The sequence below is a fragment of the Bacillus sp. FSL K6-0994 genome (genome assembly GCF_038630815.1).
Classification (GTDB): domain Bacteria; phylum Bacillota; class Bacilli; order Bacillales; family Bacillaceae; genus Bacillus; species Bacillus safensis.
Genome location: NZ_CP152043.1, coordinates 719,921 through 733,829 on the forward strand (window position 1 = coordinate 719,921; position 13,909 = coordinate 733,829).

Annotated in this window: 11 protein-coding genes; 9 read left to right on the plus strand and 2 right to left on the minus strand. The window is 45.7% G+C overall.

Annotation, left to right across the window (positions count from 1 at the left end; all coding sequences use genetic code 11):
- Positions 1-5 precede the first annotated feature (5 nt).
- From ribD to MHB69_RS03645, 7 genes are all read left to right on the plus strand, one after another.
- Positions 6-1,088: a bifunctional diaminohydroxyphosphoribosylaminopyrimidine deaminase/5-amino-6-(5-phosphoribosylamino)uracil reductase RibD gene (ribD, locus tag MHB69_RS03615; protein WP_342496015.1), complete on the plus strand. Its 1,083-nt coding sequence runs from the start codon at positions 6-8 to the stop codon at positions 1,086-1,088.
- 113 nt (positions 1,089-1,201) lie between these two features.
- Complete coding sequence (locus MHB69_RS03620) at positions 1,202-4,234, plus strand: exosporium glycoprotein BclB-related protein (RefSeq protein WP_342496016.1); 3,033 nt, start codon at positions 1,202-1,204, stop codon at positions 4,232-4,234.
- A 140-nt stretch (positions 4,235-4,374) separates the two neighbouring features.
- A complete protein-coding gene (locus tag MHB69_RS03625; RefSeq protein ID WP_034283664.1) occupies positions 4,375-5,970 on the plus strand; it encodes a sensor histidine kinase in 1,596 nt (531 codons plus the stop codon).
- A 3-nt stretch (positions 5,971-5,973) separates the two neighbouring features.
- Complete coding sequence (locus tag MHB69_RS03630; RefSeq protein WP_024424602.1) at positions 5,974-6,669, plus strand: response regulator; 696 nt, start codon at positions 5,974-5,976, stop codon at positions 6,667-6,669.
- Between the two features lie 3 nt (positions 6,670-6,672).
- Complete coding sequence (locus MHB69_RS03635) at positions 6,673-7,650, plus strand: tripartite tricarboxylate transporter substrate-binding protein (protein WP_342496017.1); 978 nt, start codon at positions 6,673-6,675, stop codon at positions 7,648-7,650.
- Between the two features lie 347 nt (positions 7,651-7,997).
- Positions 7,998-9,296, plus strand: a complete 1,299-nt coding sequence (locus tag MHB69_RS03640; RefSeq protein ID WP_034283666.1) for a citrate:proton symporter — start codon at positions 7,998-8,000, stop codon at positions 9,294-9,296.
- Positions 9,297-9,473: 177 nt separating this feature from the next.
- Positions 9,474-11,105, plus strand: coding sequence for a M14 family metallocarboxypeptidase (locus MHB69_RS03645; protein ID WP_342496018.1), 1,632 nt, complete (start codon positions 9,474-9,476; stop codon positions 11,103-11,105).
- Between the two features lie 61 nt (positions 11,106-11,166).
- On the opposite strand, the gene MHB69_RS03650 is transcribed toward MHB69_RS03645, so the two are convergent.
- Positions 11,167-11,652 carry a phenolic acid decarboxylase gene (locus MHB69_RS03650; protein ID WP_008341777.1) on the minus strand — a complete coding sequence of 162 codons (486 nt, stop codon included), beginning with the start codon at positions 11,650-11,652 and terminating at the stop codon, positions 11,167-11,169.
- 112 nt (positions 11,653-11,764) lie between these two features.
- Here MHB69_RS03650 and MHB69_RS03655 point away from each other — a divergent pair, with 112 nt between their 5' ends.
- Positions 11,765-12,322 (plus strand): PadR family transcriptional regulator, encoded by a 558-nt coding sequence (locus MHB69_RS03655; protein WP_034283668.1) that lies wholly within the window; start codon positions 11,765-11,767, stop codon positions 12,320-12,322.
- 104 nt (positions 12,323-12,426) lie between these two features.
- Complete coding sequence (locus MHB69_RS03660) at positions 12,427-13,533, plus strand: nitric oxide synthase oxygenase (RefSeq protein WP_061110557.1); 1,107 nt, start codon at positions 12,427-12,429, stop codon at positions 13,531-13,533.
- A gap of 19 nt (positions 13,534-13,552) precedes the next feature.
- On the opposite strand, the gene MHB69_RS03665 is transcribed toward MHB69_RS03660, so the two are convergent.
- A complete protein-coding gene (locus tag MHB69_RS03665) occupies positions 13,553-13,822 on the minus strand; it encodes an acylphosphatase (RefSeq protein WP_034283670.1) in 270 nt (89 codons plus the stop codon).
- Positions 13,823-13,909: the final 87 nt, after the last annotated feature.

Genomic DNA, 13,909 nt, shown 5'->3' on the forward strand with positions numbered 1-13,909 from the left:
CTTACATGAAAGACGATGTTTTTTATATGAAGCTAGCGATTGCCAACGCAAAGGCCATGAAAGGACAAACCTCGCCAAATCCGCTTGTCGGGGCAGTGGTAGTCAAAAAAGGTGAGATCGTTGGAATTGGTGCTCACATGAAGGCGGGCGAGCCGCATGCTGAAATTCATGCACTGCAAATGGCAGGAGATAAGGCGAAGGGGGCTCATATGTATGTGACGCTCGAACCTTGTTCGCATCATGGAAAAACAGGCCCTTGCTCAGAAGCCATTATAAAGAGCGGGGTGAAACGTGTGGTCATTGCCACTGGGGACCCAAATCCACTTGTAGCAGGTAAAGGGGTCACGATGTTGAAACAGGCAGGGATAGAAGTAGAAGAAGGGGTATGTAAGCGGGAAGCAGACAGCTTAAATCTTCCTTTTTTTCATTCGATACAATCAGACCTTCCGTATGTCATATTAAAAACAGCCATTTCATTAGACGGGAAAATTGCAACAGCTTATCAAGAAAGCAAATGGATTACAGGGACAGAAGCGAGGAATGAAGTGCAGCAATTACGTCAAGAAGCAGATGCTGTGATAACAGGCGTCGAAACCATTATTCAAGATGATGCAGGTCTTATTGTGAAAGATTCAATCGTGACACAGCCTATTCGTGTCATTTTAGATTCCACCTTAAGGATTCCGCTTCATGCGAAATGTTTAAATGATCATATGGCAGAAACCATCATTTGTACCTCAAACAAGTACGATCAAAAAAAATACCATCAACTGGTGCAAAAAGGACATCAAGTATTTGTCACAAGCGGAGAAAATCGGACAGATCTTCATGCGGTGTTACGTATGCTGAAAAGGCGCTCTGTGATGTCGGTGCTTGTAGAGGCGGGAGGCAGTGTGAGCGCATCCTTTTTAGAAGCGTCCCTTGTGAACGAAGTCATTATTTATATGGCACCATTATTAATTGGAGGGAAAGATGCACCTACTTTCTTTGAAGGAGAAGGTACGAAAACATTAAAAGAAGCCATCCGGCCGGTAGATATGGATTATAGTATGGTAGGAAAAGATTTAAAAATGACGATGAGACTTTAATGAAAGAAAGACCTTGTGCAAGAAAGTGCAAGGTCTTTTGATTATTTTAAAAAAATAAAAGTGTACATACACCATTCCCAGTCATGATGAATACGATGGATGGGGGTGATTCCATGAAAAAATGTAGGCAATGTGGTAAGACATATCCCACTCATTCGACAGACCACTACCAAAAAGGAAGCTGGTATGATGCGTACAAGGACGATGGCTGGGAATGTGATAGTTGTAAGAAAGGGATATCAGAAAAGCCAAGGAAACCAGTGAAAAATCCTTGCTGCGGAAAAGATCCTTGTGTTTGTGTGATTCAAGGTCCGCCAGGCGGGAGAGGAAGAAGAGGCCCAGCCGGTCCGGCGGGTGCAGCGGGTCCGGCAGGCCCAGCAGGTCCAGCGGGTCCAGCAGGTCCAATCGGTCCAACGGGCGTAGGTTTAACAGGCATCTTGGCATTTGATCCAGCAGTAGCACCAACCTTCCCAGTAGGTCAAGTGGTGACATACGATGGCAGTACGTACGTGGTCAATTCAGCACCGCCATTAGGTACGCCGGATACGTCGGCGGATTATACATTATTAGCTGCAGCGGGGGAAACAGGTACAGGGCCAACAGGTGTCACAGGAGATCCAGGTCCAACTGGAGCCACAGGCGCCACCGGCGTGGGTTTAACGGGAGTCGTACCGTATGATGCTGCAGCAGCGCCAGGATACCCATTGGGGCAAGTGGTGACATATGAAGGCGGAACATATCTTGTGAACACAGCACCACCAACAGGAACACCAGATACATCACCAGATTATACGTTATTAGCAGCCGCAGGCGCGACTGGCGTTACAGGTGCAACCGGTACAGGAGCGACGGGAGCAACAGGCGTTACAGGAGCAACGGGGGAAATTGGTCCAACCGGAGTTACTGGCGTCACGGGAGCAACGGGGGAAATTGGTCCAACCGGAGCCACCGGCGTCACGGGAGCGACGGGAGAAATTGGCCCAACCGGAGCCACCGGTGTCACAGGTGCAACTGGTGATACGGGCGCAACCGGAGCCACCGGGATCACAGGAGCGACGGGAGTAGGCTTAGCCGGCGTCGCAGCGTTTGATCCAGCGGCAGCACCGACATATCCAGTAGGTCAAGTGGTCACGTATGAAGGTGGAACCTATATCGTGAATACGGCACCGCCAACAGGCACACCAGATACGTCACCAGATTATACGTTATTAGCAGCCGCAGGCGCGACTGGCGTTACAGGTGCAACCGGTACAGGAGCGACGGGAGCAACAGGAGAAATTGGCCCAACCGGAGCCACCGGCGTCACGGGAGCAACAGGAGAAATTGGCCCAACTGGAGCCACCGGTGTCACGGGAGCAACAGGAGAAATTGGTCCAACCGGAGCCACCGGCGTCACGGGAGCGACGGGAATCGGCTTAGCCGGCGTCACAGCGTTTGATCCAGCGGCAGCCCCAACGTATCCAGTAGGTCAAGTGGTCACGTATGAAGGTGGAACCTATGTCGTGAACACAGCACCACCAACAGGGACACCAGATACATCACCAGATTATACGTTATTAGCAGCCGCAGGCGCGACTGGCGTTACAGGTGCAACCGGTACAGGAGCGACGGGAGCAACAGGCGTTACAGGAGCAACGGGGGAAATTGGTCCAACCGGAGTTACTGGCGTCACGGGAGCAACGGGGGAAATTGGTCCAACCGGAGCCACCGGCGTCACGGGAGCGACGGGAGAAATTGGTCCAACCGGAGCCACCGGTGTCACAGGTGCAACCGGGATCACAGGAGCGACGGGAGTAGGCTTAGCCGGCGTCACAGCGTTTGATCCAGCGGCAGCACCGACATATCCAGTAGGTCAAGTGGTCACGTATGAAGGTGGAACCTATATCGTGAATACGGCACCGCCAACAGGCACACCAGATACGTCACCAGATTATACGTTATTAGCAGCCGCAGGCGCGACTGGCGTTACAGGTGCAACCGGTACAGGAGCGACGGGAGCAACAGGAGAAATTGGCCCAACCGGAGTCACTGGCGTCACGGGAGCAACGGGGGAAATTGGTCCAACCGGAGTTACTGGCGTTACAGGAGCAACGGGGGAAATTGGTCCAACCGGAGCCACCGGTGTCACAGGTGCAACTGGGGTAACTGGTGATACGGGCGCAACAGGTGCAACCGGGATCACAGGAGCGACGGGAGTAGGCTTAGCCGGTGTCACGGCGTTTGATCCAGCGGCAGCCCCAACGTATCCAGTAGATCAAGTGGTCACGTATGAAGGTGGAACCTATATCGTGAACACAGCACCGCCAACAGGCACACCAGATACGTCACCAGATTATACGTTATTAGCTGCCGCAGGCGCGACTGGCGTTACAGGTGCAACCGGTACAGGAGCTACGGGAGCAACAGGGGTTACAGGAGTGACTGGAGCGACCGGTGCAACTGGATTAACTGGAGCAACGGGAGCAACAGGCGTTACCGGAGCCACCGGAGCCACCGGAGTCACAGGAGTCACAGGTCTAACCGGCGCCACCGGAGCAACAGGAGTGACCGGTGTAACGGGTATTACAGGTTTAACTGGAGCAACGGGTGTAACCGGTGCAACAGGAGCCACCGGTCCAACAGGAGTGACAGGATCGAGTGCGATCATTCCGTTTGCATCAGGTACACCTGCTGTCCTGACAACAATTGCGGGCGGTCTTGTTGGAACATCCAGCTTGATCGGATTTGGTAACTCAGCGACAGGTGTCAGTATTTTAGGCGGAGTAATTGATTTAACCGGCGCTGCAGGCACTTTACTCAACATGGCGTTCTCAGTTCCGAGAGCTGGAACGATCACGTCATTTGCCGGCTATTTCAGCACAACAGCAGCTCTTTCTTTAGTCGGCACGAGTATTACCGTAACGGCTAGTCTATTCGCTTCACCGACACCAAATAACAGTTTCACTCAAGTAGCGAGTGTCACATTAGCACCAGCTTTAACCGGTGTTTTAACGCTGGGTGCGATTGCAAACGGTATTGCGACTGGTCTAAATGTACCAGTCACACCGGAAACACGATTGCTTGTTGTATTCTCCGCATCAGCTACAGGTCTATCCTTAGTGAATACTGTAGCAGGCTATGCGAGTGCTGGTTTATCGATCACGTAATAGGTATACAGGGACGACTCGATGCCTGAGTCGTCTTTTTGTTTGAAATAATTTTCTCTTAACTTAGTCAGAAAAAATGATATCATTTTCTTAGAGTCTATTCGGGTGAATCTACTGAATTAGGGGTTGTAGCGGTGAGGATGGGCAAAAGGAAAGTCACTTTACAAACGAAAATTTTGGGGTTAATTATCGGGCTTTTGCTTGTTGTCATTGCGTTATTAACCATTTGTTTTGGTTTTCTGCAGACATCAGAAAGGCAGGGACAAGCTGAACAGCTGGCGGTGCAGACCGCTAGAACAATATCATATATGCCGCCCATTAAAGCATCGGTGGCTCTATCAGCGTCCCAAAATGAAGAACAGGCAGTGCTTGAGCAAATGAAGGAGCAAGTAAGAGCACATGCCATCTTCATTACCAATCGAAAAGGAAAGGTCCTTGTTCATACGAATCATGAGGACGTAGGAAAGACCATCAGTGTATCGGAAGGAAGAAGTACTCTCTTATTTGGAGGAACTTCCATATCAACTGATGATTCTAATGGTGAAACCGTTGTCAGAGGCAGTGCACCCATTATGAAAGAAACAGAAGGGCATGAAGAAATTATCGGCACAGTCACCGTCGAATTTTTAAAAAAAGAAATCGATCAAGCGACAGCTCATCAGCTATTGAAGCTTAGCTATATTGCCCTTCTTGTGCTCTTGCCAGGCATATTCGGTGCGATTTTTTTAACGAAGAGTATTCGCAAAGATACATTAGGGCTTGAGCCGCATGAAATAGCTTCGTTGTATCGAGAAAGAGAAGCGATGCTGCTCGCTATAAAAGAAGGGATCATTGCGTTTGACCAGAAAGGCGCGATTACGATGATGAATACATCAGCTGAGCACATGCTGCGCGTCTCATCAGAGCTGCCCCTTCATATTGATCAAGTCTTGCCAAATGCCAAACTTCTTCTCTATTTAAAGTCAGAGACGATTGAACCTAACATCGAAACCGTCGTCAATGATAAAACCTATGTCTTAAATGTGAAAAAAGTAATGCAGGAGAATCGAGTATTCGGAGGGATTGTGAGCTTCAGGGAGAAAACAGAGCTGACGAAGCTGCTGGATACATTAACAGAGGTCAGTCAATATTCAGAAGACCTGAGGGCACAAACGCACGAATTCTCAAATAAGCTGTACGCCATCTTAGGCCTGCTTGAGCTGAAGCAATTCGATGAAGCCATCGACTTAATTAAAGAAGAATATCATCTGCAAAACCGTCAGCACGATTTACTCATGAAGCAGATTCGTTCTCCTAAAATACAAGCCATCTTACTTGGCAAGTTAGGGAAAGCATCTGAGAAAAAAGTCCATTTCCACATTGATGAAAATAGCTCACTAGAGCCGCTCCCAGCTCATTTAAGCCTATCTCACTTTATCACCATCATTGGCAATCTCGTAGATAATGCTTTTGAAGCTGTATTAAATAAGGAGAAGCGCGAGGTAGACCTGTTCATCACAGATATTGGGTTTGATATTATCATAGAAGTGTCAGATTCAGGTGATGGAGTGAATGAAGAGGAGCTGTCACAGATTTTCACAAGAGGCCATTCGTCAAAGGGAGAAGGACGAGGCTATGGGCTTGCAAATGTGAAAGAAGTGTTGGACGAGCTTGGGGGCTGGATTGAAGTTGCGAACCAAAAAGAAGGCGGTGCCATCTTCACTGTATACATACCGAAAGGCACAAAGGGGGAATAGATGGTGATTAAGGTACTCATTGCGGAGGATGATTTTCGAATCGCTGCCATTCATGAATCTTATATACAAAAGATAGAAGGATTTAAGGTCGCTGGAAAGGCAAAGAGTGCAAAGGATATGTGGGAGGCGCTCCAGAGGGAACAAGTGGATCTCATCTTGCTTGATGTCTATATGCCTGATGAGCTCGGTACAAACCTGCTGCCGCTTTTAAGAGAACGCTATCCTGAAGTAGATGTGATCATTATCACGGCTGCAACGGAAACGACGCTTTTAAGAGATGCGCTTCATTACGGAGTGGTTCATTATTTAATCAAACCGGTGACCGCACAAAAGTTTGCACAAGTTTTAACCGAATATAAAGAGAAGAAAGACATCATCAATTCAAAGGATGAAGTCAATCAAACGATGATCGATCTGTTTTTTGGGCAGATGCAGGAAGAGCCAAAACAAAGGGATGACAGAGATCTTCCTACAGGCATCAATTCACTGACCTTGGATAAAGTGAAAACATTGATGGCATCAGAGAATAGCGGAATTACAGCAGAAGAACTCGGGGAAAAGATGGGCGCATCACGTACAACGGCGAGACGGTACGTAGAGTATCTCGTGACAACAGGGGAATGCCGGGCAGAGCTTGCATACGGAATCATTGGCAGACCTGAACGTAAATATTACCCTGCCAAACAAGCGGAGTCATAAAAGATGAAAAAAGGAATACTTTTTGTAATCGTGCTCTGCCTTTGTATGACGCTCACCTTTAATGAAAAAAAGGCCGGTGATTCTTTCCTGCAGCAAAGCTCCTTATATATTGTGGTGTCGGGTGTACCAAAGGGGGGATTTGACCAAACGGCTCAGGTGATGAAATCAGTGCTTGAACAAGAGAAGCTGGTGAACCGGCCTGTGAACATTCTTTATCAAAGAGGCGGAACGGTGGATAAAGGATGGACATACATGATGGAGCGAGAAGCCAACTATATCAGTTTAAATTCAAGCTTATTGTTAAGCCGTAATTTGCTTGGCAGCAGTAACGTGACGATGAATGATGTGACACCGCTGGCAATCCTTGCAGAAGAGTGGCAGGTCGTCGCAGTCCCAGTGGATTCTCCTTTTTCAAATGGGAAGGAGCTGTTACACGCACTTAAGAAAAAACCAGATTCCTTAAAAATTGGGTTTGCCCCTGATTTTGGAAATGATGATCAAATCTCATTCGCCCGGGCAGCAGAAATGGCAGGAATTGATCCATATCGCATTCAATTTTTGAAATTTGACAGTGCAGATGATTTATTTCAGGCGCTCATCGACCATGAGGTGGATGCAGCAACGACTACCATTACAGAGGTTCGTCATGATTATGAAAAAAAGAGGCTGAAGCTCGTAGCGACGACAACCAGCCAGCGCTTAGATGGATTTGAAGATGTGCCGACATGGAAAGAGCAGGGCATTCCGCTCATCTTTTCCCATTGGCGCGGTGTGATGGGCCCAAAACAAATGAGTCAGCATGAGGTTCGTGAATGGGATCAGCTTCTTCAAAAAATGACGAAAACGAAGTCCTGGAAAAAGCGATTAAAGCAAAAGGGCTGGACAAGTCGTTATATGAACAGCAAAGAGGCAAAGGTCTTTATGGAAGATCAATTAAGGCAATATGAGCAATTGATACAAGGAGAACAAGCGGTCGAGTGAGACCGCTTCCAGCGTGTAGACAAACCCTTGCATTCGGTGCCGGTTCTGTGTGCTGGTGCTCACGAATCTCATATTCGCTCCGCTCCAGTACTCATCCTTCCTAGACTGCAAAGGTTTTCTATCACACTGAAAAGAAGACAAAGGGCTTAAATAAACCCTTTGTTTTTTTCATGGTATTAAAAAGCCCAATGTTTGAACAAAATGAACAAAAAGCATTTATCGACCGAAAAAGAATTAAAATTCATAATATTTACTTCAATTCTCACCTCAGATATGATGACAAAAAGGGTTGGAAATGGGATACCAACACATTAATGAAAGCGTATACAACATAAGGGGTGAACAATATGTTAGCAATCTTAGGATTTCTTATGATGATTGTATTTATGGTTTTGATTATGACGAAACGTATGTCTGTTTTAACGGCATTGGTGTTAACACCAATTGCATTTGCTCTTATTGCAGGTTTTCATTTTACTGAAATTTCAGACATGATTGTCAAAGGTGTGCAGCAAGTCGCACCAACAGCAGTCATGATCATGTTTGCGATTTTGTACTTTGGCATTATGATTGATGCGGGTTTATTTGACCCAATGGTGGCGAAAATTTTAAAAATCGTTAAAGGCGATCCATTAAAAATCGTTGTCGGAACAGCTGTCTTGACGATGCTTGTTGCACTTGATGGTGATGGAACGACAACGTATATGATTACAACAACAGCGATGCTTCCACTATTTACGCTGCTTGGCATCCGTCCAATTATTTTAGCGGGTATTGCCGGGGTCGGCATGGGAATTATGAATACAATTCCATGGGGAGGAGCTACACCTAGAGCGGCGAGTGCACTTGGCGTTGATCCTTCACTTTTATTTGGACCAATGATTCCAGTCATTGGTGCAGGGGTTCTCAGTATGATTATTGTTGCTTATTTTCTTGGAAAAGCCGAGAGAAAACGCCTTGGTGTGATTGAACTTGACCAGCCGATTCATGCAAATGAAATGGCAGCGGCACTGCAAGATGACATCAAACGGCCGAAGCTTTGGTGGTTTAACCTGGCGCTGACTTTGTTATTGGTGCTGCTGCTTGTATCAGGTAAAGTCAGCTTAACTGTTCTATTTGTTCTTGCTTTCTGTGTGGCGATTATCGTGAACTATCCGAACTTGGACCAGCAGCGTGAGCGAATTGCGGCTCACTCAACAAACGTTTTAGCCATTGCTTCGATGATTTTTGCGGCAGGTGTTTTTACAGGTATTCTAACTGGAACGAAAATGGTCGATGAAATGGCGATTTCGATTGTATCTGCAATTCCAGAGCAGCTGGGCGGCTTTATTCCAGTCATTGTCGCATTAACAAGCGGGATCTTTACTTTCTTTATGCCGAATGATGCATACTTTTACGGCGTACTGCCGATCCTATCAGAAACAGCGGCAGCATACGGTGTCGATAAAATTGAGATTGCCAGAGCCTCTATTATTGGTCAGCCGATTCATATGTTAAGTCCACTTGTTCCATCGACTCATTTACTTGTTGGACTTGTTGGCGTATCACTGGATCAGCATCAGAAATTTGGGATGAAATGGGCTGTGCTGGCAGTCGTCGCTATGACCGTCATGGCGGTTCTCATTGGGGCCATTTCCATCTGGTAAATAAAAAAGTGTCTGCTGCGGGCAGGCACTTTTTTTAGGTCATATTGCCGACCAGGCTCCATTCATTTGCCCTAGACAAAGACAAGCCTGTTCCTCCAAAAGATTTATTTTTGAAAAATACTGACACTTTTGCTGTTTTTTTCTTTATAATGCAAATCAACGAAGGGAGAGGATAGCATGTCCAAACGAAAAGGCACGATTCTTTTTGCTGCTGCATGCCTCTTAGCAGGCAGTTTGTCGATGGTGAGCCCAGCTTCAGCTCATGCAGAAACTCCTTATTATGGAAAGAGTTATGAACAGCCGGCTTCAGTGAAAAAGCTATACCCTGAGCCTGACGAGACGTTTGATACCCCTGCCTTTCAGAAAAAAGGAGAAGCATTTACGACCCAAGAAGAGCTACAAACTTTCTTACGAGACATTGTCCGCAAAAGTCCTTACGCCACGCAGAGACAGATTGGAACATCCATTGAAGGCAGATCTATTCCGGCTCTGTACTTTACAAAGGATCGCTCCATCACGCCACTTTCAAAAAAGCCAACCATCTGGCTCCAAGCACAAATACACGGAAATGAACCAGCCTCCGGTGAATCTGCTCTCGTCATTGCAAAACGATTAGCAGGTGAAGAAGGAGAGCGTATACTCAATCATGTCAATATCATCATTGTCCCAAGAATCAATCCTGATGGTTCTTATGCGTTTGACCGCAGACTGGCAAACGGATTAGACGGAAACCGTGATCATATGACATTAGAATCTCCAGAACTGACAGCCCTGCATCAAGAATTTAATCGGTATGCGCCAGAAGTGGTCATTGATGCCCATGAATACGATGTGGGTCAAAAGCAGTTTGAAAATATCGGTTCATCAGGCGCTCTCAAATATCATGATTTGCTTATTCTTTCAGGGAAGAATCTAAATATTCCAGAAAGCATCCGGCTGACATCAAATGAGTTGTATGTAAACGGAGTTCGTGAAACGCTGACAAATAAAGGGTTTTCTAACGATTTGTATTATACAAACACAAGAGGAAAGGATGGAAAGATCGACATCTATGAAGGTGGAACGGATGCGCGAATTGGCCGTAATGCCCTTGCACTTTCGCCAGCCCTGTCATTTCTTGTAGAAAGCAGAGGGATTGGGATTGGAAGAGAGGATTTTGCCCGCCGCGTCGCTGCACAAGTAGCTACTCATGAAAAAATCATTGAAACTACAGTGAAACATGCCAAACAGGTGAAGCAGCAAATGGTGACGGAGCGGCTGAAGCTGGTCAAAAAAGGACTGCAGTCAAATGATGATGATCAGGTAGTCATTCAAGACGATTTCAAAGCATCTGTCAATGACTCGCTGGAAATGGTTGATATTGAGAAGGGACAAACGACTCAAGTTCCTGTACGCTTTCACAGTGCGAGCGATGCTGTTCCCGTCTTAACAAGAGAACGGCCGACAGCTTATCTCATTCTTCCGGGGCATGAAGGAGTAGAAAGGAAACTCAGAACATTAGGATTAAAAAGTGTCACATTGCCGGCTGGCATGAAAGTGCCGGTACAAGCCTATCAAGTGACAAAGCGAGAGGAAAAGAGCAAAACAGATATTCAGCTTGAAACAAAACTCGTTGACAAGAAACGCCAGCTGCCAAAAGGAACAAAGGTATATGTCACGGCACAGCCGCAAACCAATTTGCTCTCACTTGCCCTTGAACCAGAATCAAAGGACAGCTATATGTCATCAGGGTTTATTGCTTCAAAAGCAGGTGATGAACTGCCAGTCTATCGTTTCATGCTTCCAAAAAAGACGTTAGGCATTCAATAAAAAGGACTAAAATGATAGCCCTTTATCAAATGTAAAAGCGGCACTAGGCGTGCCGCTTTTTTTATTTTCGTCCAGCTCTTATTTCATCTGTCATGCCTTCATATGGTGCTTCTGCGATAATGGTTTCGTCATTCACACCTGCATGATGGATATACGTAATGTCCGCAAATTCTGGGACAACATATTTTGGATAGGTTTCGTATTTTTCACGAGATTCTTTCATGAGATCGATGTAGTCATTTTGATAGCAGACGGTGATGTCTGGACGTTCATGCACCCATTTTGGGAAGAAGATGACGCCATGCATGCGTTTTTCTTCAGGCATAAAGTTCAGAGAGACGTCTGTACCAGTTGGTTCTGTCCAAGAGACTTTGTATACGCCTTTTGTCAGCTTCACAATATTTACTTCTTGATCACGGACCCAGCGTCCTCCAACCATTCCGCTATGAATGCGGTAATCAATGGTGTGATCGTTTTTAATGTAAATCTCATATTCCCAGCCATTTTCATACGTATAAATCATATGAAGTCCAACGAATTGATCCATGTTTATTCCTTCTTTCATTAGAATGATGTTTTTTCAAACATGTTGTGATTTACATATTTATTTTAAAGTCTATGGTATACTATTGTCAAAGAATAAGCGTTGGAGGCACATCATGAGAGTACTAAAATATGCCATTCTTGGCTTGCTGGATCAGCATGAGCTGACGGGATACGATATCACGAAACATTTTAAGGATTCCCTTGGACAGTTTTGGAGTGCGAAGCACAGTCAGATTTACCCTGAGCTGAAGCGTCTTACAGAGGAAGGATTTATTGAATTTGATATTCACATACAAGGAAAAAAGCTGGAGAAGAAGGTCTATCAAATCACAGCGGCAGGAAAAGAAGAATTGCGTCAGTGGTTAAAAACAAAAGATCCGATTCCGGAAACAACAAAGGATGAATTCATGCTCAAAACCTTTTTCATCTCCTCCATGGACAAAAAAGAAGCGGCTGACCTGTTTGCCTATCAACTGTTAGAGCGCACCAAGAAAGTAGATGTGCTGGAACAAAAGCTGCACGCTTTGACAGAGGAAGACCCTTCTGCTGAATCGCTACATTCAGCTCAATTTGGGCATTACTTAGTGCTGACAAGGGCAATTGAAAGAGAAAAAGGCTATGTCCGCTGGCTCCAAAAGACCCTTAAACGTATTGATTCATCTATGGTCTAAGGACAATGGTCGGATGATATGATAAAAAATGGTTTGAAACGAGTGAATTTATCAATAGAAACCGCTACAATGGATATATTCGTATTAAAGTGAGGCGAGTATGTTTGAGTAATCAAGAAGCGTTGTGGAATGAAGCAGAAGCTTTTATTTCTGTATGCTATGAAGAATTAAACAAGTCAAATGAAGAGAAAGCAGCACGTCTGCATGAAATAAAAAAAGAAATTGAGTCTGAAGGAATTTATACGCATACACTAGAGGAATTAGCTCACGGGGCGAAAATGGCATGGCGCAACAGTAACCGCTGCATTGGCCGTTTGTTTTGGTCGACCCTGCAAGTGCATGACTGCCGGCATGTAAAGACAGAGGATGAGGTGAAGGAGGCGCTCTTTCATCATATTGAGTATGCGACAAATGGCGGGAAAATCAAACCGTCCATTACGATCTTTCCCCCAGAGAAGAACAGGCAGAAGGAAGTCGTCATTTATAATCATCAGCTCGTTCGTTATGCAGGCTATGAAACTGAATATGGCATCATCGGCGACGAGGCATCTCTTGAATTAACAAAATTATGTGAAGAACATGGCTGGAAAGGGGAGGGCACACATTTTGATATTCTGCCTCTCATGTTTCAGCTAAAAGATCAGCCGCCTGTTCTGTATGAGCTTCCGAAAGAAATCGTCCAAGAGGTAGAGATCACCCATCCTGAATACGATGAATTCCGTGATTTAGGACTGAAATGGTATGCGGTTCCGATTATTGCTGATATGAAATTAGAGATTGGCGGTATTCATTACAATGCTGCACCGTTTAATGGCTGGTATATGGGCACAGAAATTGGCGCACGCAACCTAGCGGATGAAAACCGCTACAATATGCTGAAAAAAATCGCTTCTCTTTTAGGACTGGACACAACCAAGAATTCGTCCCTTTGGAAGGATAAAGCCATTGTCGAATTGAACGAGGCGGTTCTCCATTCTTATCGCGAAGCAGGGGTGACCATTGTTGATCATCACACAGCAGCACATCAATTCAAGCAGTTTGAAAAGCAGGAAGAAAAGGCTGACCGCAAGCTGACTGGGGACTGGACATGGCTGATTCCCCCAGTATCACCAGCTGCTACCCACATATTCCACAAGAATTACGACAATACCATTGTGAAACCAAACTATTTTTATCAGGACAAGCCCTATCACGGGACAGAAAAAGCCTAGCGAAAGCTAGGTTTTTTTATTATCTTATTCGAAAATCCTGATAATGAGCCAGCTCAGTGAGCGGCTCCATTTGCATGTCGGTGACTTTTGAAAAAGGACTTCCTTTCCGGACAGTCTCTAAGAAATCAATCACTTTCTGCTGCTCACCCTCTACCTTTAACTCGACATGACCTTCATCTGTGTTGCGTACCCAGCCTTTCATTCCACGATTGACAGCTTCTCCCTGAACAAAATAACGAAAGCCGACTCCTTGCACACGTCCTTTTACAATGGCGTGATAATGAATCATGATCATCACTCCTTTTTTCACATCGTACCATAGCCTGCATCTGATCTTCACGCCTCGACTATGATTTGATTGTCAAACGATGTAAAA

What these genes read in the sequence shown, in the direction of transcription:
- ribD (WP_342496015.1), top strand. Translation starts at nt 6, where the DNA reads ATGAAAGACGATGTTTTTTATATGAAGCTAGCGATTGCCAACGCAAAG.
- MHB69_RS03620 (WP_342496016.1), top strand. Translation starts at nt 1,202, where the DNA reads ATGAAAAAATGTAGGCAATGTGGTAAGACATATCCCACTCATTCGACA.
- MHB69_RS03625 (WP_034283664.1), top strand. Translation starts at nt 4,375, where the DNA reads ATGGGCAAAAGGAAAGTCACTTTACAAACGAAAATTTTGGGGTTAATT.
- MHB69_RS03635 (WP_342496017.1), top strand. Translation starts at nt 6,673, where the DNA reads ATGAAAAAAGGAATACTTTTTGTAATCGTGCTCTGCCTTTGTATGACG.
- MHB69_RS03640 (WP_034283666.1), top strand. Translation starts at nt 7,998, where the DNA reads ATGTTAGCAATCTTAGGATTTCTTATGATGATTGTATTTATGGTTTTG.
- MHB69_RS03645 (WP_342496018.1), top strand. Translation starts at nt 9,474, where the DNA reads ATGTCCAAACGAAAAGGCACGATTCTTTTTGCTGCTGCATGCCTCTTA.
- MHB69_RS03650 (WP_008341777.1), bottom strand. Translation starts at nt 11,652, where the DNA reads ATGGATCAATTCGTTGGACTTCATATGATTTATACGTATGAAAATGGC.
- MHB69_RS03655 (WP_034283668.1), top strand. Translation starts at nt 11,765, where the DNA reads ATGAGAGTACTAAAATATGCCATTCTTGGCTTGCTGGATCAGCATGAG.
- MHB69_RS03665 (WP_034283670.1), bottom strand. Translation starts at nt 13,822, where the DNA reads ATGATTCATTATCACGCCATTGTAAAAGGACGTGTGCAAGGAGTCGGC.